Annotated in this window: 19 protein-coding genes; 13 read left to right on the top strand and 6 right to left on the bottom strand. The window is 44.0% G+C overall.

Annotated elements, in window-relative coordinates; translation table 11 throughout:
* Positions 1-13: 13 nt before the first annotated feature.
* The 3 genes from glpK (at position 14) to ACIFSR_RS32160 (ending at position 4,676) form a co-directional block, all read left to right on the top strand.
* Positions 14-1,504 (top strand): glycerol kinase GlpK, encoded by a 1,491-nt coding sequence (glpK, locus tag ACIFSR_RS32170; RefSeq protein WP_430063242.1) that lies wholly within the window; start codon positions 14-16, stop codon positions 1,502-1,504.
* 186 nt (positions 1,505-1,690) lie between these two features.
* Positions 1,691-3,373 (top strand): glycerol-3-phosphate dehydrogenase/oxidase, encoded by a 1,683-nt coding sequence (locus tag ACIFSR_RS32165; RefSeq protein ID WP_430063304.1) that lies wholly within the window; start codon positions 1,691-1,693, stop codon positions 3,371-3,373.
* Positions 3,374-3,605: 232 nt separating this feature from the next.
* Complete coding sequence (locus tag ACIFSR_RS32160; protein ID WP_430063240.1) at positions 3,606-4,676, top strand: cation diffusion facilitator family transporter; 1,071 nt, start codon at positions 3,606-3,608, stop codon at positions 4,674-4,676.
* Between the two features lie 84 nt (positions 4,677-4,760).
* Here ACIFSR_RS32160 and ACIFSR_RS32155 read toward each other — a convergent pair whose 3' ends face one another.
* The 3 genes from ACIFSR_RS32155 to ACIFSR_RS32145 form a co-directional block, all read right to left on the bottom strand.
* Complete coding sequence (locus ACIFSR_RS32155; RefSeq protein ID WP_339204944.1) at positions 4,761-5,882, bottom strand: ABC transporter permease; 1,122 nt, start codon at positions 5,880-5,882, stop codon at positions 4,761-4,763.
* A 5-nt stretch (positions 5,883-5,887) separates the two neighbouring features.
* Positions 5,888-6,817 (bottom strand): ABC transporter ATP-binding protein, encoded by a 930-nt coding sequence (locus ACIFSR_RS32150; RefSeq protein ID WP_339204943.1) that lies wholly within the window; start codon positions 6,815-6,817, stop codon positions 5,888-5,890.
* Between the two features lie 282 nt (positions 6,818-7,099).
* The gene (locus tag ACIFSR_RS32145; protein WP_339204942.1) at positions 7,100-7,981 is read right to left on the bottom strand and encodes a LysR family transcriptional regulator; all 882 of its coding nucleotides are present in this window, start codon (positions 7,979-7,981) and stop codon (positions 7,100-7,102) included.
* A gap of 114 nt (positions 7,982-8,095) precedes the next feature.
* Between ACIFSR_RS32145 and ACIFSR_RS32140 the strand changes: the two genes are divergently transcribed.
* The 5 genes from ACIFSR_RS32140 (at position 8,096) to ACIFSR_RS32120 (ending at position 11,294) form a co-directional block, all read left to right on the top strand.
* Positions 8,096-8,605, top strand: coding sequence for a GNAT family N-acetyltransferase (locus ACIFSR_RS32140; RefSeq protein WP_339204940.1), 510 nt, complete (start codon positions 8,096-8,098; stop codon positions 8,603-8,605).
* Positions 8,606-8,703: 98 nt separating this feature from the next.
* Entirely contained in the window at positions 8,704-9,036 is a 333-nt protein-coding gene (locus tag ACIFSR_RS32135; protein ID WP_339204939.1) for a hypothetical protein, read from the top strand.
* A 126-nt stretch (positions 9,037-9,162) separates the two neighbouring features.
* Positions 9,163-9,690: an RNA polymerase sigma factor gene (locus tag ACIFSR_RS32130; protein ID WP_339204938.1), complete on the top strand. Its 528-nt coding sequence runs from the start codon at positions 9,163-9,165 to the stop codon at positions 9,688-9,690.
* Complete coding sequence (locus ACIFSR_RS32125) at positions 9,656-10,702, top strand: hypothetical protein (RefSeq protein WP_430063236.1); 1,047 nt, start codon at positions 9,656-9,658, stop codon at positions 10,700-10,702. Before ACIFSR_RS32130 ends, ACIFSR_RS32125 begins: the two co-directional genes overlap by 35 nt.
* Before the next feature lie 184 nt (positions 10,703-10,886).
* Positions 10,887-11,294 (top strand): GNAT family N-acetyltransferase, encoded by a 408-nt coding sequence (locus ACIFSR_RS32120; protein WP_430063234.1) that lies wholly within the window; start codon positions 10,887-10,889, stop codon positions 11,292-11,294.
* Between the two features lie 96 nt (positions 11,295-11,390).
* On the opposite strand, the gene ACIFSR_RS32115 is transcribed toward ACIFSR_RS32120, so the two are convergent.
* Positions 11,391-12,263: a VOC family protein gene (locus ACIFSR_RS32115; RefSeq protein WP_430063232.1), complete on the bottom strand. Its 873-nt coding sequence runs from the start codon at positions 12,261-12,263 to the stop codon at positions 11,391-11,393.
* Between the two features lie 242 nt (positions 12,264-12,505).
* On the opposite strand from ACIFSR_RS32115, the gene ACIFSR_RS32110 reads away from it, so the two are divergent.
* A complete protein-coding gene (locus tag ACIFSR_RS32110) occupies positions 12,506-12,973 on the top strand; it encodes a hypothetical protein (protein WP_339204933.1) in 468 nt (155 codons plus the stop codon).
* Complete coding sequence (locus tag ACIFSR_RS32105; protein WP_339204932.1) at positions 12,973-13,608, top strand: hypothetical protein; 636 nt, start codon at positions 12,973-12,975, stop codon at positions 13,606-13,608. Before ACIFSR_RS32110 ends, ACIFSR_RS32105 begins: the two co-directional genes overlap by 1 nt.
* 53 nt (positions 13,609-13,661) lie before the next feature.
* Here the strand turns inward: ACIFSR_RS32105 and ACIFSR_RS32100 are convergent, their stop codons facing one another.
* Positions 13,662-14,846: an acyltransferase gene (locus ACIFSR_RS32100; RefSeq protein WP_430063229.1), complete on the bottom strand. Its 1,185-nt coding sequence runs from the start codon at positions 14,844-14,846 to the stop codon at positions 13,662-13,664.
* Between the two features lie 352 nt (positions 14,847-15,198).
* On the opposite strand from ACIFSR_RS32100, the gene ACIFSR_RS32095 reads away from it, so the two are divergent.
* Complete coding sequence (locus ACIFSR_RS32095; RefSeq protein WP_430063227.1) at positions 15,199-19,584, top strand: helix-turn-helix transcriptional regulator; 4,386 nt, start codon at positions 15,199-15,201, stop codon at positions 19,582-19,584.
* A 21-nt stretch (positions 19,585-19,605) separates the two neighbouring features.
* The gene (locus tag ACIFSR_RS32090) at positions 19,606-19,947 is read left to right on the top strand and encodes a hypothetical protein (RefSeq protein WP_430063225.1); all 342 of its coding nucleotides are present in this window, start codon (positions 19,606-19,608) and stop codon (positions 19,945-19,947) included.
* A 143-nt stretch (positions 19,948-20,090) separates the two neighbouring features.
* On the opposite strand, the gene ACIFSR_RS32085 is transcribed toward ACIFSR_RS32090, so the two are convergent.
* Positions 20,091-20,657, bottom strand: a complete 567-nt coding sequence (locus ACIFSR_RS32085; protein WP_339209751.1) for a TetR/AcrR family transcriptional regulator — start codon at positions 20,655-20,657, stop codon at positions 20,091-20,093.
* 195 nt (positions 20,658-20,852) lie between these two features.
* Between ACIFSR_RS32085 and lpdA the strand changes: the two genes are divergently transcribed.
* Positions 20,853-22,253: a dihydrolipoyl dehydrogenase gene (gene lpdA / locus ACIFSR_RS32080; RefSeq protein WP_430063223.1), complete on the top strand. Its 1,401-nt coding sequence runs from the start codon at positions 20,853-20,855 to the stop codon at positions 22,251-22,253.
* Positions 22,254-22,255: the final 2 nt, after the last annotated feature.

Raw genomic sequence — 22,255 nt, 5'->3', positions numbered from 1 at the left:
AGGAGGGGTTCAAGTGGAAACGTATATGTTATCGCTCGATCAGGGCACAACCAGCACGCGCGCGCTGCTCGTGGATAAGAGTGGAACCATTGTAGATATAGCAAGAGAAGAGCTTCCGCTGTTTTACCCGCATGCAGGATGGGTAGAAGCAGATGCTAGGTTTATATGGCAGTCGACGAAAAAGGTAATGGCAGAGCTGCTGGCCAAAACAGGCATTACCGCTGAGCAAATTGCTGGAGTCGGAATTACGAATCAACGGGAAACAACCGTTGTCTGGGACAAAACGACGGGTCAGCCGATTTATAACGCGATCGTATGGCAATCCCGCCAAACGGCGGAAATTAGTGATGGTCTTAAGAAAAGCGGTTATGAGCAACAGTTTCATGAGAAGACGGGCCTGCTCATTGATGCTTATTTCTCAGGCACGAAGGTGAGCTGGCTGCTTGAGCATGTGGAGGGCGCACGCGAGCGTGCTGAGAAAGGCGAGCTGCTCTTTGGCACGATCGATACATGGCTGATCTGGAATTTAACCGGTGGACAGGTGCATGTAACGGATGTTTCGAATGCTTCTAGAACGCTTATGTTCAATATCCATGAGCGGAGCTGGGACGATGAGCTTCTGCATATTTTGAACATTCCTAAAGCGATGCTGCCGGAGGTACGCTCTTCCTCTGAAGTTTACGGACATGTGGTTGATGAAATAGTCGGACGCAAAATTCCAGTTGCAGGTGCAGCTGGTGATCAGCAAGCAGCTTTGTTTGGTCAAAATGCTTATGCAGAAGGAAATACCAAAAACACATATGGTACGGGCTGCTTCATGTTAATGAATACGGGCACCAAAGCAATCGTCTCCGAGAAGGGGCTGCTCACCACGATTGCGTGGGAGGTTGATGGCAAGCTGGAGTATGCGCTTGAAGGCAGCGTATTTGTGGCAGGTGCTGCGATTCAGTGGCTTAGAGATGGTCTAGAGCTTATTGAATCGGCTTCCGAGACGGAAGCACTGGCGGAGCAGGTGGAGTCCTCGGACGGCGTTTATGTCGTGCCGGCATTTGTTGGACTCGGTACGCCGTACTGGAATAGCGATGTTAGAGGAGCCGTATTTGGACTCACGCGGGGAACGTCCAAGGCGCATTTTGTCCGTGCAGTATTAGAGTCGCTGGCTTACCAGACCAAAGATGTCCTCTCCGTTATGGAGGAGGAATCAGGTTTGCCGCTGGAGTCGCTTTGTGTAGACGGCGGAGCCGTTGCCAACAACATGCTTATGCAATTTCAAAGTGATCTGCTTGGCGTTCCAGTGGAGCGGCCAGTAGTAAATGAATCTACAGCACTCGGAGCAGCATATTTAGCCGGACTTGCGGTAGGCTTCTGGCAAAACCGCGAGGAGCTGGCTAAGCTGAGACAGGTAGATAAAGTATTTAAGCCTGCAATGGAAGAGGAGACGCGTGCCGATTTATACAGCGGATGGCATCGTGCAGTCCGAGCGGCCATGGCTTTCGCGCAATAATTATGCTATACTGATGGCAAGTTAATAACGGTTGGAGATCAGGAGAAACCACGAGAACCGCTTCCACACCCTTTTTAGGGATTGGGGAGCGGTTTGAGTGGTTTTTTTGTTTATTTAGATTCATTCATGAGTAATGAACTGTAAATGGCAGAACAATAATAAATAGACAATCGGGAGGAAATCATGATGACCATTCATAATAAAGAAATATTTGCTGCCCAAAATCGTGAGCAAGTACTGAAGCAGATGCAGCAATCACAGCTGGACGTACTCGTCATAGGCGGAGGAATTACTGGCGCGGGCATTGCGCTTGATGCTGCTGCGCGCGGTATGAAAGTGGCTTTAGTGGAGATGCAGGATTTTGCAGCGGGGACCTCTAGCCGTTCGACGAAGCTGGTCCATGGCGGTTTGCGTTACTTGAAGCAGCTAGAGATTGGTGTCGTAGCTGAGGTTGGCAAGGAGCGGGCAATCGTATACGAGAACGGGCCGCATGTTACGACACCGGAATGGATGCTGCTTCCGCTTTATAAGGGCGGCACCTTCGGTAAGTTCTCGACATCGATTGGTTTGCGTGTTTACGATTTTCTAGCTGGCGTCAAACGAAAAGAGCGCCGGATGATGCTGAACGTAGAGGACACGCTGTTTAAGGAACCTCTTTTGAAGCGGGATGGCTTAAAGGGCAGCGGATATTATGTGGAATACCGTACCGATGATGCACGGCTAACGATAGAAGTAATGAAGAAAGCGGTAGAAACCGGCGCATTGTCGGTGAACTATGCCAAGGTAGAGACGCTTCGTTATGGCAAAGACGGTAAAATAACAGGCACGTTGGTTAAAGATATGATTAACGGCGCTGAATACGAGTTGAAGGCAACTAAAGTCATTAATGCTACGGGTCCTTGGGTCGATGATATTCGCGAAATTGATGGATCGAAAAAGGGGAAAACGCTCCGTCTGACAAAAGGCGTTCATGTGGTCTTCGACCAGAGTCGTTTCCCATTGCGCCAAGCCGTCTACTTCGATACGCCGGACGGCCGCATGGTATTTGCAATTCCGCGCGCGGGAAAAACGTATTTCGGTACGACGGATACCAACTATAAGGGCAATACCGTCAATCCAGTGATGACGCTTGCGGATCGCACTTATTTGCTGCAAGCTGTTAACTTTATGTTCCCAGATCTAAAGCTTGTGGAAGCGGACGTGGAATCAAGCTGGGCAGGCCTACGCCCGCTTATACAGCAAGAAGGGAAATCGCCTTCGGAAATATCGCGTCGTGATGAGATTTTTGTATCGGATTCCGGGCTGATTTCCATTGCGGGCGGCAAGCTGACGGGTTATCGCAAGATGGCTGAAACCGTTGTAGATAAAGTAGTAGAACTGCTCGGGCAGGAGGGCGGCAGCAAAGCTTTTGCCAAAAGCGAGACCAAGACGATTACGATGTCAGGCGGGGACTTAGGCGGGTCAAAAGGTTTTGAGCCTTTTGTTCAGAAGAAATCAGCAGAGGGAGCACATTATGGCTTCAGTAAGGAAGAGTCTGCTTTTCTGGCGCAGCGTTATGGCTCAAACGTGGATCAGCTGTTCTCGCTTGCGCAAAGCACAGGCGCTTGGGCGGAAACCTTTGAATTGCCGCTCATACTAGCGGTACAGCTTCGTTACGCCATAGAGGCGGAAATGACAGTGAAGCCAACTGATTTCTTTATTCGCCGCACGGGTGATTTGTTTTTCCAAATCGGATATGTTCAGCAGTGGAAAACACAGGTCATAGCCGCGATGGCGAATCGTCTGCAGTGGAATGATGAGCAGCGGACTGCTTATACATTGGAGCTGGAAGAAAAGCTGGTTGAAGCAGTAGAGCCGCTGAAAGGCTAAACTGCTTCGATATTCGTTAGATCTATGGAATCCGAATAGAAATGGAGGTGCAGAGATGCGCCTCTTTTTTTGTGCGTAAAAGTTGTTGCAACATTAGCATAAATTACATATAATAAATTTAATAACATATGAGCATGTATTCATATGTTATAGAAATTTGATTGCATTCATGAAAAAGTTGGTTTAGATGCAGACTAATAAAGTCTGTTGGAATGGATTGGGGGAGAGAATTATGAACGGATCACAGGATGGGAAACTAGGGGAAAATTTAAAATCAGCAGCCATTGCGGAAAACCATCAACATGATCATGGAGATGGAGGATGCGACCATAACCATGAACAGAACGCAGCTAAACATTCGCATGGGAATCACAGCCATCACGGTCATCACCATGGTCACTCGCATGGTCATGGTCATCATGGACATTCTCATGCTCCGAATAATAAAGCGGGGCTGCTGATCGCACTTATTATCACAGCGGGTATTATGGTTCTGGAATTTGTAGGGGGACTTGTGACGAACTCGTTGGCGCTATTGTCTGATTCAGGGCATATGCTGAGTGACACAGCTGCACTGGCGTTAAGCTTGGCAGCAATGTGGATTGCCGTGCGTCCAGCTTCTTCTAACCGCACTTATGGATTTCATCGTTTTGAAATATTGGCAGCCTTGTTTAATGGCATTACATTGTTCGTTATCGCCGCGTTTATCATTGCGGAGGCAATCAAGCGGTTCGGTGAACCGCCGACCGTCGCGAGCGGGTCGATGATGATTATAGCTGGTATCGGTTTGCTGGCTAATATAGCAAGTGCATGGTTTCTTATGCGGAAGGCGGATGTGAAGGACAATCTAAATGTTCGGAGTGCATATCTTCATGTCATCGGAGATGCCATTGGTTCGGTAGGCGCGATCATTGCCGGCATTTTGATGTATTCATTTTCGTGGTATATCGCTGATCCAATCATTAGTGTAGTGGTTGCTCTTCTTATTTTGCGAAGCGCATGGGGAGTGATTAAATCAACCGTTCATATTCTGATGGAGGGAACGCCAGCTCATGTGAATGCTGAGCAGGTTAAAGAAGCACTGCTAGACATTCAAGGTGTCAAAGACGTTCACGATCTTCATATTTGGACAATAACTTCGGGAATAGACTCCTTAAGCTGCCATCTTATTGTTGAGGATGAGAAGGATTGCCAAGTCATTCTTCAGGAAGCAATTCAACATCTGGCCGACAGATTCCAAATTGAACATTCAACGATTCAGATCGAGAAATCGCAATTGAAGCACTCTGCTTGCAAAGTATAGATCCGATTATCGTAAAATAGGGCTGTCACTTCAGTAGGATGATCTACTTTTGTGACAGCCCTATTTTTTAGCTTATGCTTACGACTAGGCTGCTTCAACAGCTGATTTCGATTTATACACTTGGGAGCCGATTAAGAAGGATACAACACCCCATGTGACCATAATGCCAATACCGATCCAGAATGAGGTTGAAACGATCCCGGAATTGTAGATGAGACCATCCCGCATGCCCTCCACGAAGTAAGTAAGCGGCAAAATTTGTGCAATAGGCTGCAGCCAGTTTGGCATGATTTCGAGTGGGATAAATACACCGCTAAGAAACATCATGAGCATGCTGGCAATGTTGGACATCCCCATATAAGCTTCTATAGATTTACTGAAGGAAGAGAATAAATAACCCATCGCATTAAATACGAGTGCGCCTGCAAAGAAAGCAATAACTAAGCTTAATACATTAATATGAAGATTTGCGCCAAAACCGAATACGCCAATCAATGTTAAAATAATGATTTGAAAAACGCCGAGCAACAGCTTTACAATTACGCCTGCCAGCCCGTAAAGGCCCATCTTGGCTGGCGTCATGCGAAGCCGCTTCATCAGTCCCTTTCTGCGCATCTCAACTAGACTGACCATGCCGAACAGACCGCCCTGCGCGAGTGTTAGACCGATCATGCCAGTCAGCAGGAAGTCTGCGTAATTCAAATCCTCGGAGCCTTGCGAAATGGATTGTCTAGTTAAGCTGAATGTTGGCGTAGCTTTGGCAACGGTCCAATTCGTCTGTTGAATAAATTGATCCAAAATGCCGGCAATAGCCTGGGTGGTAGCTCCTTGCTCATTGGCTTTGTTTACAACGAGCTGCATTGTGGTGGAGCTGTCGGATTCAGGCAAAATAATGAGTGCATCAATATCTTGTTTTTCAATGAGCGTATTGCCGGCTTCCTTCGTGATCGGCTGCTCTTCTTTGAACTCAAATACTGGAATTTGGCGCAGCTGCTCAAGCAGCATGCTCGAATTGGCATTCGGCTGTGAATCAACAACGGCAATTGTAGCTTTAAAGCTATCGGATGAGCCTCCGCCAAAAATGACCATAAACAATACCATTAGTATGATCGGAAAAAAGATGTTCCAAAACCATACTTGTTTTTCGCGAAACATCATTTTGACCTGGGCGCTAAACATTTTGGAAAATTGTTTGGTGCTGTTCATTTAACTTAATCCCTCCATTCCTTGCCGGTGAAGGCAATGAATACATCTTCCAGACTCATTTCACGAATAGAAATTTGCTCGACGCGGAAACCGCGATCCTTCGTAAATCCAAACAGCTCATACAATGTTTCTTCAGGCTGGGTCGTCCATAGCTGGAGCGAAGCGCCATCGCGATTCGTACGGACGACAGCATGGTGGAGTGTAGCGACTTTCTCAGTCTCAAGTGCTGCCTCAGCGCCATCAATAAAGGTAAGTCTGACCTCTCGTTCCTTCGTGAGCCGATCAATTAAAGCAGCTGGAGTATCTAAGGTGACGATTTTCCCTTGATCAACAATGCATACACGGTCACTCAGCTTTTCGGCCTCTTCCATGTAATGGGTAGTAAGGATGGTTGTTTTGCCTAGCTCCTTCAGCTTAAGAATAATGTCCCATATATTCCGTCTTGCCTGCGGATCTAGTCCTGTTGTAGGCTCATCTAAAAAAATGATCGTAGGGTCATTAATCATGGCGAGTCCGATGGCAAGCCGTTGTTTCTGTCCGCCGGAGAGCTTCCTAACCTGCTTGCTGCGCTGATCAGTGAGATTAATCATTTCGAGCACTTCTGCTGCTGGCCGGGATTTTGGATAAAAGGTAGCGAACAAATCTAAATTTTCTTCTACCGTCAATAAATCGAACAAAGCGCTGGACTGAGGCTGAACACCGATGGACACCTTGATTTGTTCACTGTTTTTTGTCCAATTTAGAGGACCAAATTCGATTTGGCCGGAATCAGGATTTTGCAGCCCCTCAATCATTTCAAGCGTAGTCGTTTTTCCTGCGCCGTTTGGACCGATGATGGTGAACACTTCTCCAGCCTCGACGGTGAAGCTAATGCCGGCTACAGCGCTGACTGATCCAAAGCTCTTTTGTAAATTACGCACTTCTAATACGGGCATTATGTAACCTCCTAAAGTTTTTGTGAAGCAAAAACTCACATCGAAAGCATACGCTTCGTTTTTGTGAAGCAAAAACTCACTTCGAAAGCATACGCTTCGTTTTTGTGAAGCAAAAACTCACTTCGAAAGCATACGCTTTGTTTTTGTAATGTAAGGTTTCCGATTTAATTGATCTGCTACAATAATTTTAACCGTATCCATTTTATGAGAGTACCGTCTTAAGCATGCTTCGGACTCAGTCTTAAGGCGGAGGCCGGAATGGTTTGGAGATTTTGAAAACGATCAGCGTGTTGAATCTCCTGTCGAAGCTAGAGGAACATCGAGCAATTGCAAGGCTAGTTTTACACTTGGATGGTCGCGATTGTCTGTTAAATAGAGAGCATAGGCCCTCGTAACTGGAAAAGGCAATTCGCAGCGCAGTTCATATAAACGGTGATCATCTAGAAAAGGCTGTGCAATAGATCGGGGAAGGAAGCCAAATCCTGCTCCTTGCAAAAGCAATGTGAGCATTATGGTGGAGTGGTCGGTTTCAAAAGTAGGCAGATAACCTTCCCCAACGATTGAGCGAAACCAATCTGGAAACGGATATCCCCACTCGATGTGACAATATTGTCCCGAAAAGAAGTCTGTTTTCGTAAACAAGTTAGAACTATTTTGAGAAGAAACAAGAATAATTTCGTCCTCAAATAGGAAATGTTTAGTAACATTAGGGCGATCAAGAGGGTCGTATCGAATAGCTACTTGTACAACGCCATCGAGTAAAAGATCACGAATCATGTAGCTGGAATCGATGTAGCTCAGAAATTTAATAGCCACCTTCGGGTGTGCTTGCCTAAACGAAACAATATGCTGCAAATAATAGTAATGCCAAACAGAGCCAGGACCGCTCATGACGATATAGTTTTCTAATCCTTCGGATAACGTTATCTTGCTTTCTTCAAACAGCAGCAGCATCCTCTCGGCATAAGGGAGGAAATGGATGCCTGCCTGCGTTAAGCTTACATTTCGGTTATCACGTAGAAACAGCGGCTTTCCGACGGACTGTTCCAGCGCTTTTATTCTTGCTGTAACAGCAGATTGCGAGATATGCAAATACTCTGCGGCCCTTGTGAAATTGCGAATTTTGCACACCGATAAGAAAGCCTCTAACTGTGGAATATCCATAGCTGCACCTCAACTAATTTGAAATATGAATCATTATAATCAAATAAATTCGTTATACAAATTATACTTCGTTCATTACTATTAAACTATACTCATGGTTTGGAGGAGATTTGGATGGCTAATGATGTGATAATTGAACAAATACAATCCATTGAAGAACATGTTAGCGGGCTGGCGGATCTGTTGGTGCAGGTCGTTGAAGATGGTGCTTCAATTGGCTTTTTACCCCCAATGAAGCTTTCTGATGCTGTAATGTATTGGGAGGCTGTGTTAAGTCCAGAGGTGATTTTATACGTTGCCAAAATCGATGATCGAATCGTTGGGAGCGTGCAGCTGCATCTATGTACGAAGCAAAATGGCGGACATAGAGGGGAAATTGCAAAATTAATGACTCATCCAAACTATCGTCTTAGAGGAATTGGACGTTTACTTATGCAAAAGGCAGAAGGGCGAGCAAGACACGATGGCAGAACATTGTTAGTTCTCGATACGAGGGAGGGGGATCCTTCGAATATCCTGTATACTTCATTAGAGTACATTGAAGCCGGACGTATTCCTGGCTATGCACGATCGGCAGACGGTAATTTAGATGCAACGGTTTTTTATTACAAAACGCTGATTTAATTGACCTGTTAGATCAGGTAAACTCCCAGAATAGATATCTTCACATAAATTCATATGGTACAATATGGATATTGTATCTGCGGAGGAGTTGATCTATTTTGGCAGTTAGAAAACCTTTTGGTTATGGATCACTTTCTATACTTTTTTTATTTTCAGGGTTTTTAATAAATTATAATTTTGGGAATGGTTTTATTTTAACTCACTATCTCTTTAACCTAATGGGATTAGCAGTATATTCAAACGGCACAGATGGTTTCAACTATCCCTTTTTAGCTTCCATGCCGTTTTGGTTAGCGACAATATTAATTTCGAAAAGACATATTCATGATTTTGGAGCAGTCGTCAGCAAAAGAATTGGTGAGCTCCTGCTTGCTATAAGCGTGGTAGTTACAATCATTTTTTTAATACTGCCAATATGGATTGAATTCTAATAAAATAAAGAACAAGGAGCAGTTTGCCGTATGGCAGGCTGCTCTTATTTCATGAAGCCATATAAAAAAATGTTCTTATAAGATATTTTTGAATGGTCGTTCGTGTTTTATATAGGAGGTGAATAAATGGACAACCAATCTATAAGTCGTACCCATAGTGAGTTTTCTGAAATGTATGAGCGGAATATCGATATGGTGTACAGATTATGTTTCATCCTATTGAAAAATACGATGGATGCGGATGACGCTGTTCAGTCTGTATTCTTAAAGCTATTCAAGCACAACAAAACCTTTAATGACCGCGAGCATGAAAAAGCATGGCTTATTGTGACGGCCAAAAACACTTGTAAAGACGTATTAAAAAGCTGGTGGAAATCTCGCAGGGTTGATGTAGACGTTTTGTCGGAAAAAACTTACTGGGATAACAATGAGCAGCAGAGGGATATACTCGAGAAATTGCTGCGGCTTCCTGAAAAATACAGAACGGTGTTATACCTCTACTATGTGGAGGATTATTCTGTAAAAGAAATATCAAAACTACTAGATCGAAAAGAGAGCACGCTGCAAACACAATTATCCAAAGGACGAACACGCCTGAAGGATGATTTGGGAGGGATATATGTTGACGGAAAACCAGTTCAAGGGAATATTTGAAACCATAAAGCCTAATAAGGAACATAAGGACAAACTATTACACGACATGATTGTAAAAATTGAATCGGAAACCGTGGACAAAAGAATACCTGCATCCTGGAGACATGTAAGATCTGCGATGCTGGCAGCAGCGGTTATGATCTGTTTGTTAACGACAACTGCTTTTGCAGCAAGCTATATGGGCCTCGATATGAAATTTTTAAACTTTCTAAACCCGGCGAATGACGAACAGGAGCTATATTTGGAAAACGGCGCTCAATTGGTCAACAAAAAAGCGGTTAACGAGAATGGAATCATTGAAGTTAAACAGATTATCGGAGACAGCAATTTGATATATGTTCTTTTGGACTTCACCGCGCCGGAAGGTACCGTTCTAGATGCCAAAAGGTATCGTTTTGAGACACATTTAAGTTTTGATCATATGAGTTCAAATAGCTCTTCAACCGGTTACACCTTATTGGACGATGAGAATCCAAGCGATAATAAAATCAGTCTAATGATGAGTTATTTAACGAAGAATAGAACAATCGCAGGAAGTCCTGCTACTTTGATGCTCAGTAATTTAGAGGCGGCAGATGTTTATCCCGATATATTTGAAAAAGTAAATCCAGGTTCATGGAAAATCAAATTCAATTTGGACTATAAGGATATGTCAACAACGTATCAGATTGATCAAGGCATATCATTATATAACTACGAAGCAACACTATCATCCATTTCTATCTCGCCCATTTCCGTTACAATAAAAGTAGACAGTGCGCATACCAAAGAGATTTCTGAGGCAGCGAGCCGCTCCTCGCGGGAAATAGGGTTAAACGAGTATGCGGATCATTATCCAATCACCATACATTACAAAGATGGAACATCGGAGACAACGGCTGTTTTTAAGGGGATGTCCTCGGGGGATCTTATAACTAACACCATAACGATTGTGAAGCCATTTACCCCCATTATCAATGATAAAGAAATAAAAGATGTCGAATTTTTTGATAAGGTCATTCCGATGGACTAATTCAATTCTTGTGCGATTTGAGGAACTGCTGGTATGCAGTTCCTCTTTTCTTTGTTGATGGTATGGACTGGTTACAGAAGTAGCTGTTAACCTGCATTGTATTGACAAAAAATATAAATAAAATTAATCTGAATATATATTAATTTATATGTATAAAAATACATTATGAAAAGAGGCCATCAACTTGAATCATCTATATAAAGAGTTTCTAATTAGTGATGACAAGTCACTTATTGATATGGATACCGTTTGCAAATTTTTATCAAGGAGTTATTGGGCAAACCAAAGGCCAGCGGAAACGATTCATAAATCCATTCAAAATTCAGTTTGTTTTGGCATCTACGATAATAAAAGGCAGGTTGGATTCGCTCGAATTGTAACGGATTGGGCAACGATTTATTATTTGTGTGATGTTTTTATTGATGAAGAATATAGAGGTAGAGGTCTCGGAAAGAAGTTAGTTGAATACATTACCAAAGAATTCGAAGGGATTGGCGGCATACTGCGAACGCATGATGCTCATGAATTGTATGAACAGTATGGATTTATAAAAGATACAGAACGATTTATGAATCGCCTAATGAAAAGATAGTTTAGGGGTGAACAAACCAAAGGCAGTCTAAGACATGATTTGATGTCCTAGTCTGCCTTTGTTATTTGAATCAGCTCTGCTCACTAGAATAAACAATTAATCCGATTTTACAGTCGCGTGAATAGCAATGCCGGAAGCGTCATGTACAACGAACGCGTTTCCTTGCTCCGCAGCTTCAACACCGTCGCTGCGCAGATGCTCGAGCCAAGCTTCACGAGAAGTTGAAGTTGGGAAAACAATCGTATAATAAGATAAGCCAACCGTATTGGCTGACGGCAAGGTAGCACCTGCGCCTGCCCAAATGTTCATGCCGATATGGTGATGGTATCCGCCAGCCGAGACGAATACAGCAGCCATTTGCGCATAATCGCCAACAACATCAAAGCCTAGCTTGCCTTCATAAAACGCGCGCGACTTCCTAAGGTCGCCTACGTGAAGATGGATATGTCCAATAACGGTTCCTTGCGGGAGACCGCTCCATTCCAAACCATCACTCTGAGCAAGCAGATCTTCCCAATCAAGCGGGTCTGTTGCCATCACATAATTGCCCTCGGCATCTCGCTTCCACTCTTCACGCGGACGATCCGCGTAAATTTCGATGCCGTTATGATCCGGATCTGAAATATAAAGCGCCTCGCTTACCAAATGATCGGCCTGCCCAATATGAATGCCGCTTGTGATCAAGTTGCGGAGCGCAAGCGATAAGGAGCGACGATCCGGCAGCAGAATTGCAAAATGGTACAAACCAGCATGAGAGCGTTTTTGCGGCACAACGGCATTCGGTACTTCCTCTAGAATGAGCAGCGTATGTTTCCCATCAGCAGTGAACGCTGCAACACGATGCATTTCATCATGCTGCAAAACCTTTAGCCCGACAACTTCCGTATAAAAAAGGATTGAGCGCTCGAGATTGCTTACCTTAAGCTTTACTTCTCCCAGTGAAATTTGTTCATCCAAAAATGTCGACATGATTAATCCTCCTTGAAGTATATATGGTTGTGATACTTGATTGCTTTAAATAAACTGCACCTAAAGCATAGTCCTTTACGTCTATATCATGTACAATATTGGAAAATGTAACCAACGAGCATTAAGGCTGCTACAAGCTCAAATCGTATGAAGTAGGTCTATAATAGCATATACAGTATAAAAATTAAAGTAGCTTATTAAAAGTAATCAACTTATAGTATTTTAATCAAAAGGAGGTTGGAATGAGAAAAATATTACGAAGGGTAGAGTGGGTGCTGCTTATTGTTATTGGAGGTTTTTCGCTGCTTTTTGCGCTTCCTTCAATTGATTTGTTTGATCATAATGCTGAGCTGAGCGAGGCTAAGAAGAAGGGTTTTTATTATAAGGTGGATGCAGATAAGCAAACCTATTTCAACAAAGAGATAAGTATTGACGGCGTTGTTTATGGGGAAGGGAAGCTGACTGTTTATTTATCTTCAAAACGTTTTTTTTCGGTGCCGCAACTGCCTAATACCATTCAAATAAAAACAGATGCCAATGAGGTGCTTCAGTATCAATCTTCAGGTGCATCCATGCGGCTTTATCGATCAAATGGTCAATTTACGTTTACTAACGTGCCGCCTAATCTGAAAAGCGTCACCGTATTTAATGAAGCTTATGGCGAATCCTTTTCCTTTTATATACCACTTGAGGAGGGGAAGGCAGACTAATGCAGTCATCTACGAAAATAGTTTTCGGTCACTTGATCCGTTGGTTATTGATTCTTCTGGCTTGCTCCATCATCTATGCTGCGCTTTTCTCACAAAGCTCTATTCGTGTGGAGAAAGTAGCACAGCGTGCACTGGATATGATGGAGTCTCCTTACGCTCCAATTTCCTTAAAAGCAAAGACAGGCCAAGGCTATGAGCTTTTGCTAATCGTTGATCATAAACATGAGCTCCAACATCAATTGTTCGTGAAACGTTCGCTTGGACTTTTTTGGAGCTTCCGCGGCGGTGGATTTGGAATGAAGCTGGACCCGCAAATCTTACTCAGCTTTCGGATGGGGATGTCTACTTTTGGCAAGTATCGTCATTATTATGCTGTTGGTCAACTGAATGATCCGAATATAAGCAGGGTGCAAATTGCATGGTGGGATGGATATGAGCAGGATGCGCTTATGAAAGACGGGGTATATCTTGCTGGGCGTTCTATTCGCAGCTCTACTAAAGAGCAGTCGGCTTCCAGGATGAATAAGGTGTATGCCTATGATGCAAACGGGCAATTATTATATGAGCTAAATGATGAGCAGCGGGAGATTAAAGCGGATGCGAAATCAGAAACGGAAATGAAGGAAGCAATTTAATAGAAGAGCCGTCCGCGCTTACTTTGGAAGCGATCGAACGGCTCTTTTTTTTATTATCCTTGAATACTTGGCTGTATTGGAGAAGCAGGCTGTTTCTTCTTAGTTGGAAGCGGACCAAACAGCAGCCAGTGCCATTTGAATGGTGCGCTTAGTGCCATGATAGCCCAAGGAATAGCGAGTGCGAGCAGGAAGCCGCCGGCCACCCAAACATGGAACAGAATTGGAGAGCCGCTGGCATTCGTCTGGCGGTATAGATACAGAATTAATGGATGGACCAAATATATGCCAAAGGATGTGGCACCGATATGTATAAGAGCTTTGACGACCATTTTGTTCCATGATGTATAAATCCAGAAGGAAACTTGAAGCAGCACAATAGCAGCCGTAACGCAACGCACCTCATCTATCAGTTCTAATAGACTTGTGTTTATAACAGATAGCCCAGTTAACCGTTTCTCGTAATAAAAGTAGACCATAGTCATATTTGACGATAAGAATAGTGCCCACAGCACAAGCGATGCTGCAATTTTTGCCGGCGTAGCGTTTTTTCTAGTGAGATTAATCCATTCAGCGAATTTCTCATAATAAATACCGATAAACGCACCTGCCGTAAAATAAAGCATATACGTAAACGCATAGCTGCCGGGGCTAATCACATGATATTCCCGGACGATGATAAAAATAAATAACCATTGCACCAGCAAACCTATCCAGACGATATGCCGGCTGGATTTTCGAAACCGATTAACGGCGTACAGCATTAGTGGTGATATTGCATAAAATTGAATAATAATAACGACAAAATAAAGATGTACATAGGTTTTGCCAAAAATAAGCATTTTGAGAAATTTAGTCGTTGTAAAGTAACCGATAAAGGTCTGCAGGTCACTAAATCCGTAAGCTGCCAGTCTCGTAAAGGCGAAATAGAGGAACGAAAATAAGATAAAAGGAATCAATACTTTAGATATTCGTTTTTTGTAAAACTGCCCAATTGCTGTTGCTGTGAAGGGTTTGTTGTAGTAGTTGTAAAACAGGACGAAGCCGCTTAGAAAGATGAAGACGGGCACTGCGAATTTGGTAAATGTGTTTAGAAAGACATAAAGAGGATATAGCGTAGCCTTGTGATCGTAGTTAGCTACGACCGCTGATGTTGCATGAATCATGATGACCGCTAAAATACCGAATGCTCTAAAAATGTCTAGCGCAGGCAAATATGGTCTTTTTGCTAATTGTGCCATTAAAATCCCCTTATTTTTATAAGATACTAGCTTGTGTTAAGAGGCTATGAGGAAACCTCTATTCGTTATTATAAGGTTAGTCCCAGTTTCAGCCAATACTTTTATTTTTATATCGGATAACAGAAGAATGAGCCTCTTCCTAACGCTGAAAGAGGCTTTTTGTGCTTTCGTTTATAGCCATCAGGTTTAACAGATTGGAGCCTCAGAGACTACTCTCTGGGGCTCTTTTATTGGCAACCAGACCTATTTGTAATTCTTATTCATTACTTGACTGAACAGTGATAAACTGTGGAATAGCCTTTAACGTTTTGGCAAAGTAGCATTGCACGGATAAGATGGAGGACTGGATAACATGTTGCTTGCAAATAATGTTAAGTTAAAGGATTTGCTGAACGGAAATAAAATGGATACATCTTCCTTTTTACATATAGCGATCGCGCTGACTGAATCCGTACATAAGGCTCATAAGCAAAACCTACTGATCGGTCATTTGAATCCAGCAGGGATACTCATTCAATCGGAAATAAATAGTGTTGTGCTCACAGACGAAAGAATAATAGATTACGCCTACCTATCTCCTGAACAAACAGGCAGAATCAATCGTAAAGCTGACGAACGAAGCGATTTGTATGCAATAGGCATGATATTTTATCACATGCTCGCAGGTCGTCTGCCCTTTCAAGCTCAGAATAGGGAAGAATGGCTGCATGCCCATCTTGCGATTGTGCCAATGCCTTTGCGTGAGGTGCGTTTGGAGCTGGAGGATTCTCTCGAAAATATAATTATGAAGCTGTTGTCGAAGAGGCCAGAAGACCGCTATCAGAGTGCTTTTGGATTGTTGTTTGATTTGAAAAGCTGTGCTTCTTCTATGGAGAAAAAAGGAGAGATCATCCCTTTCGAAATCGCTCGTGTCGATGAGGCTAGTCGGTTTCAGCTTCCAAAAACTCTTTTTGGTCGTGAAATGGAAGGAAGGGCGCTCCGCGAGGTTTTGCAACAGGCGCAAGCCGGCGTGTCTTCGTTCGTATTCGTTAGCGGAAGTGCAGGCAGTGGAAAAACCGCGCTTATTCGAGAGTTTCAGGTGCTGGCTAGAAAAGAAGGCAGTCTGTTCATTGGAGGGAAATGTGATCTGATGAATCGTGACGTTCCTCTCTCGCCGCTCTTGCAGGCTCTGCGGAGCTTGATTCGGCAAATATACAGCCAGTCCCCTGAACGAATGGCAAAGCTGAAGTTGCAGTTGGAAGAGGCATTAGGTCAAGGAGCAGCTGTTATCGTACAGCTGCTGCCAGAAGCAGCTAAGCTTTTTGGCGAACTTCCGTCTGTGGAGCCGCTGCCTCCTGCTGAAGCGGCTATTCGGTTTCATCGCTTGATTCCTCTTTTTATGAATATATTTGCTGAAAAGGAACATCCTCTCCTTATTTTTCTAGACGATCTACAATGGGCAGACTCAGCTACGTTGGATGTCCTTCGTTCGCTTGCCCATGCTCCCAATCGACTAAACTTACTAGTACTAGGAACGTTCAGAGTGGAAACGGCTTCTGGCTGCTCGGACAACGGAGCAAATCAAGGTGAAGCAGCCGTATGGATGGAGAACACACTTAACTTGCAGCATGCAAGCTCATCCATACCTGTACAGCATATCGCCCTCGAAGCGCTGACCTATTTGGATGTAAGGCAAGTTCTTTCGCATGTTCTTAACGAAAATTCGGCTCGTGTACGAACACTTGCAGAGGTGCTATATCATCGAACAGGCGGTAATCCACTATTCGTACATCGTCTTCTAGACAGCCTGTATCGTGAGAATAAGCTTTATTATGATGAGGAAGCTGCGATTTGGAATTGGGATGGTGCGGCAGTTGCACAAATACCGGAACATCCTGACATTCTTCATTTAATCGGGACCCGTATTCGTATGCTTTCACCGGATATGGTTGAGCTGCTTGCCATAGGTGCTGCGATTGGTCATCGTTTTCATTCCTCTACGATCGCTTTAGTAAGCGGCCGCTCTCCGCTTCATACACTTCAGCTTTTACGTTTAGTAGAGGAAGAGGGTTTATTAAGTAGAGAAATTGAAATGGATGATGCAGCAGCGGATGAAGGTTATTATACATTTATGCATGACCGTGTGCAGCAGGCAGCTTATATGACTATTGCCGAAGCGGAAAAAGCGAGCTTGCATCTGACCATCGGCCGTGTGCTACGCGACCATTCATTAGAAGAGCGTGAACACTCCATTTATGATGTGGTGTATCACTTGAATATGGGCAGCGATAAGCTGGTAAATGAAGCAGAAAAGATGGAGCTAGCTGAATATAATTATCAGGCCGGTTTGAAATCGAAGGCAGCAACAGCATTTGCGGCTGCTCTGCACTTTTTTGAAAAAGGCTTGCAGCTTGCGGGGGGTGATTGGAGGAGTACGAGCTCACTAGCCTATCGTCTGATGCTGGAGCTGCCTGAATGTGAATTTATGTGCCGTCGCATAGACAAGGCAGAAGCTCTGCTCGAACAATTGATGTCCTGTACTACGGACTTGGTGGAGCGCTCTCAGATTTACCTGAAACGCATAGCCATGTATTCGTACTTGAAGAATGACGAGCTTGCTGTCCATATTGGAAAGCAGGCGCTGGCGGAATTTGGCTGGATTTTTTCCAGTAAGCCCTCTAAAGCTGTCATCGTAAAGGAATTGATCATGACGCAAGGTGCATTATTTAGTATGCGGCATGAGATTATGAATTTACCGATTAATCGTAATCCTGAGTATAAAGCCTTGTCGGACTTGGTCATGGCGATATCTTCTTCTGTATTTACATTAAGCCTTGAACTGTCTGCTGTACTTTTCTCGAGGTTCATTCGCTACGCTCTAAAGCATGGAAGCAACGAAGCGTTCGCTTTTATGCTTGCTGGCTATGGCATGATTATTTTTAAAATTTCTTTCTACCATACGGGACCCCAATATATAGATTTGGCATTTAAGCTATCAGCCTCCTTTGAAAGCTCGGATTTGCGAAGCAGACTGCACTATATTAAGGGGCTTGTTGGGCTGCAGCAGAATCCTGAAGCAAGCGCCAAGCATTTTGAACAATCGATTTATTATGGGATGGAATCAATTAATCTGTCTTATGTAAGTATCGCTATGCTAACCTCTACGACCACTCATACCGGTGATTTGCATACACTTACTGCTCGGATTTCGAATTATGAAGAAATTTCACAGCAGCTGCTGGATGAAGTCACAGTTAATGTCTTTCGCATTGCGAGGTGGTATGTGGCACAAATGCAGGATGGAGCGGGCGAATACGATGAAGTCGTAGTGCCGTTGCTGAAGGATCGATTCGAGGAGAAGCTGAATAATGAGGTTTATTATACTTGTACCAGCCAGATTGAAATTGCTTATTTGTTCGGACGATATCACGATGCCCTGGAATGGGTAGAGAAGGGCAAATTCAACACGTATCGTCAAACCCGGATGCAAGTGCGCAAACAGCATATTTACCATTCCCTGACGCTTGCTGCCATGTATGCGGAGGCAGCGGTGGATGAGCAAAAGGGCATTCGTGCAAAGCTTAACAAGCAATTGCGCAGCATGAGGCAATGGACGGGATATTACGGGAATGAATCTTCAGCATATTTGCTCATAACAGCTGAGCTCCACCGTATTGATGGTGACCGAGTGAATGCAGCCAAAGGATTTGAGGGAGCGACCCGAGAAGCTCGAAGAGAAGGAAATGGGCTAATGGAGGCTATTTCTTGTGAGCGTGCTTCAATCTTCTATAGGGAAGCTGGGAGTATTACCGGAGCGGATGTTCTGATTGCAGATGCCTGCGCTGCTTATTCAAGATGGGGTGCAACTGCTAAAGCAAAAAGACTGATGGAGTCAAATTCCAAGCTGAAATTAGCTATGGCGGAACTACAAACAGAAAGCGTGGCTGCCACTGAGGAAATTGGACAAGTAAGCACTATCCATGAAACCACGCCAATGTTCGTTGATGAAAAGGCGTTTATACGGCAAATTACAGATTGGTCAAGAAAGGCAGATGACTCTAATGTAATGAGCCAATTCCTGGAGTCGGCACTTCGGTATTCCGGTGCGGAAAAGGGATATGTGCTGGAGAGCCATGAAGAGATTTTCACCATTGCAGATCATGCTGGCACTAGAAATGAGAGTGATGGAGAGGTTTCGTACGCGGAGGCTATCGTCCGTTATGTGGTTAAGACAGGTGATTCGGTCGTGCTTGCAAATGCTTCACGCAGTTCATACGCAGCTGATCCCTATATCACTCGCAGTAAGTCTCAGTCTGTTCTTTGTATGCCGGTTTCCTTTCCAGGAACATCATTGAAATCTGTTCTTTATTTGGAGAATAATCTGTTCTCCGATGTATTTACGAAGGAGATACTGGAAGTGCTGGATCTTATGATTGCACGGATGGTTTATTTGAAATCGTCAGAGGAATTCCTAATTCAAAGCAGTGCGTCTGCTTCTAGTAGCGATTCGGAGTACAGTCCATTAGATAACGCTGACAATACTGCAGAGCCACAGCCGCTAGTTGAACTGCTGACAAATCGTGAAGCAGAGATTTTGTATGCTTTAACCGATGGATTGTCAAATAAGGAAATCGCCTATCGTTTTGGATTAAAGGAAAGCACCGTGAAAAGTTATGTATTCCATCTATACGGAAAATTAGGCGTGAAACGGCGCAGTCAGGCCATTGCGCGTGCAAAAGAATTAGAACTGGTTACTTAGTTGTATGGGATAGGCATTTATATGTGGGAGAATACAATAATTACTCATAAGATTGGAGAGGTGAGAATGAGAGGCGGATACAGTATCCTTAGGGAAATTCATAGAAAAGATTTTATGCCTAATGGGAAGGACTATGGCCTATTAGACTATGAATTCGATAATATGATCCGTTTTCTTGAGAAACAAGGGTACCTAGAAAGAGTATTGAGAGTGGGCGACGCCTATTCGCTAAAACCAGCAAAATTAACGTTAAAGGGACTCCAGCTTCTGAAGGATAAATCTGATTATGAAGAAACCTATCCCGCAAGGAATGGTTTGATTGAATGGGTTAGATCAGAGAAAGAACATTATTCTAATTGCTAGGCTCCACCAATCACACAGAAGAGAATGTCCCAAAGATAACATGATTTGCTTAAGAAATCATGTGAATATTGAAAAAATGGCGTTACAGAGATTTATTTCTGTGACGCCTTATTTTTTATTTATTGGACATGCCACGGGCAATACTAAGCTCTAACCAGCTCTTTGGCGTACTGCTTGCCTGCCGAAAGAAGAGTAGCGCTCAGTTCTGGATCGTGAACAGACCGTGCAAGAACAAGAGTGCCGACCATTGTACTGATCAGTGCGCTGCCCTTGGTTGTGTCAATTTCCGCTAGATTGGAAATAAAAGCAATCATCCGCTCCAGTTCGTGGGTGAATACCTGCCGGACCTCTTCGGAAGAACGGGAAATTTCGCCAGAAAGAGCAGGAAGAATGCAGCCCATCTCTGTTTTGTCGCGGTGATACGGACTTAAATAATAATCGATGACACTATTGATTTTGGGATTTTGCTTCTCCTGATCAGCAGCATTCTGCAAAATGGCTATGGTATCGCTGATCGCATACCGGCAGGCTTCGGCGACCAGCTGTTCTTTGTTGTCAAAGTGTGAATAAAACCCTCCATGCGTAAGTCCTGCCCCCTTCATAATGAACGGAACACTTACATCGAGTATGCCCTTCGTGCGAAAAGCTTGGGCAGCACTTTCAACGATCTTATTCCGCACTTTCATCTTATGACCTTTGGGATACGGTATTGTAATCACTCCACAGCTTCATAATTCTATCTTTAAAATATTATAGTCGTCATAATATAGAGTGTCAATTGAGAGAGTTAGCAACGGTTAGCTAGCGGAAGGGGTTAATACGGCTGTTGACGGTTTTAAAATATGATGGTTATAATATATTGCGGTCATCATATTTTAAATGGTTACATCAGGAGGGATCAGGAAATGAGTAAGCTCGAATCCGTAGAAACATTGGTCATTGGATCAGGTCCGGGAGGTTATGTGGCGGCGCTTCGTTCTTCACAGCTTGGAATGAAGACGGCGATTGTGGAACGCAGTCAGCTCGGCGGGGTCTGCACGCATGTTGGCTGTATTCCATCCAAAGCATTAATTGCAGAATCGCATCGCTATGATTTGCTCAGGCAGTTCAATCATGCGGATGCGGCAGCAGCATTTGAAATTGCGCAGCATTTCAAGCAGGGAATTGTGAAAAAGCAGGCAGGAGGAGTTGGCTATTTATTAAAGACTGCTGGTGTGAGCATTTTGGAGGGAGAGGCCAGACTGGTTGATAAACATACAGCAATTATTCAGCAAAGCGGCCGAGAGCAAACCATTTCTTTTGAAAACGCCATATTGGCAACGGGATCTCGTCCGATTGAGCTGCAAGCATTTCCGGTTGGAGGACGGATTTTATCTTCCACAGAAGCGCTGTCGCTCCCTGAAGTTCCGACCAGCTTGGTCGTTATTGGCGGCGGTTATATCGGGATCGAACTCGGCCAAATGTATGCCAAATTTGGAACAAAGGTATCGATTCTAGAAGGAGGAGAACAAGTGCTGCCGGGCTTCGAGGCAGAACTCGCGATTCCTGTGGTTCGGCAGTTGAAAGCCGATGGTATACAAATGATTACTGGGGCGACAGCACAGAAAGTGGTGCAGCATGCTGATTCAATTACACTGCATTATTTAAAAAATAAGGAGCAACATGAGGTTACAGCGGAGTATGTGTTAGTCACTATCGGCAGAAAACCAAATACAGACGGTCATTTAGGGCTTGCGAACATAGGCTTGCCCGTGACGGGCAGGGGACTGATTGAGACAGACGAACAGTGCAGAACGGTTATTCCTAATATTTTTGCCATTGGAGATATTACGGCTGGTCCGGCACTCGCCCATAAGGCTTCTTACGAAGCAAAAATTGCGGCAGAAGCCATTGCTGGTCATGCCTCTGAGGTTAATTATAAAGCCATTCCGCTCGTCGTTTTTTCTCATCCAGAGCTGGCCAGCGTTGGTTTAAATGAAACGGAAGCAAAAGCTAAGTCCATTCCGATTGTTATTGGCAAAGCTTCTTTTGCAATCAATGGAAGAGCTCTGGCATTGAGGGAGACTGAAGGGTTTGTAAAAATTTTAGCGGACTCTGCCTCAGGAATCGTGATCGGTGCACAAATCGTTGGCGTGGAGGCTTCAACACTCGTATCAGAGCTTGGCCTTGCTATCGAGATGGGGGCAACCGTGGAGGATTTGGCTTTGACCATTCATCCCCATCCGACATTGGGAGAAGTAATTATGGAGGCTGCCGAAAACGCGGTTAGAAAAACGATGAAGGTAAAAAAAGAGCAGCAGATTTAACT

Origin of the sequence: Paenibacillus sp. NRS-1760 (assembly GCF_050467785.1) — a bacterium.
GTDB lineage: Bacteria > Bacillota > Bacilli > Paenibacillales > Paenibacillaceae > Pristimantibacillus.
Note: the sequence above shows the minus strand (reverse complement) of the source record. Positions and strands in the feature narration are given on the sequence as shown.

Bases quoted from the DNA above. Each gene is read 5' to 3' on its own strand.
- ACIFSR_RS32115 (WP_430063232.1), bottom strand. From the start codon at position 12,263: ATGTCGACATTTTTGGATGAACAAATTTCACTGGGAGAAGTAAAGCTT.
- ACIFSR_RS32165 (WP_430063304.1), top strand. From the start codon at position 1,691: ATGACCATTCATAATAAAGAAATATTTGCTGCCCAAAATCGTGAGCAA.
- ACIFSR_RS32125 (WP_430063236.1), top strand. From the start codon at position 9,656: ATGTTGACGGAAAACCAGTTCAAGGGAATATTTGAAACCATAAAGCCT.
- ACIFSR_RS32095 (WP_430063227.1), top strand. From the start codon at position 15,199: ATGTTGCTTGCAAATAATGTTAAGTTAAAGGATTTGCTGAACGGAAAT.
- ACIFSR_RS32145 (WP_339204942.1), bottom strand. From the start codon at position 7,981: ATGGATATTCCACAGTTAGAGGCTTTCTTATCGGTGTGCAAAATTCGC.
- ACIFSR_RS32090 (WP_430063225.1), top strand. From the start codon at position 19,606: ATGTGGGAGAATACAATAATTACTCATAAGATTGGAGAGGTGAGAATG.
- ACIFSR_RS32100 (WP_430063229.1), bottom strand. From the start codon at position 14,846: ATGGCACAATTAGCAAAAAGACCATATTTGCCTGCGCTAGACATTTTT.
- ACIFSR_RS32130 (WP_339204938.1), top strand. From the start codon at position 9,163: ATGGACAACCAATCTATAAGTCGTACCCATAGTGAGTTTTCTGAAATG.
- ACIFSR_RS32110 (WP_339204933.1), top strand. From the start codon at position 12,506: ATGAGAAAAATATTACGAAGGGTAGAGTGGGTGCTGCTTATTGTTATT.
- ACIFSR_RS32160 (WP_430063240.1), top strand. From the start codon at position 3,606: ATGAACGGATCACAGGATGGGAAACTAGGGGAAAATTTAAAATCAGCA.
- ACIFSR_RS32140 (WP_339204940.1), top strand. From the start codon at position 8,096: ATGGCTAATGATGTGATAATTGAACAAATACAATCCATTGAAGAACAT.
- lpdA (WP_430063223.1), top strand. From the start codon at position 20,853: ATGAGTAAGCTCGAATCCGTAGAAACATTGGTCATTGGATCAGGTCCG.
- ACIFSR_RS32150 (WP_339204943.1), bottom strand. From the start codon at position 6,817: ATGCCCGTATTAGAAGTGCGTAATTTACAAAAGAGCTTTGGATCAGTC.
- ACIFSR_RS32105 (WP_339204932.1), top strand. From the start codon at position 12,973: ATGCAGTCATCTACGAAAATAGTTTTCGGTCACTTGATCCGTTGGTTA.
- ACIFSR_RS32155 (WP_339204944.1), bottom strand. From the start codon at position 5,882: ATGAACAGCACCAAACAATTTTCCAAAATGTTTAGCGCCCAGGTCAAA.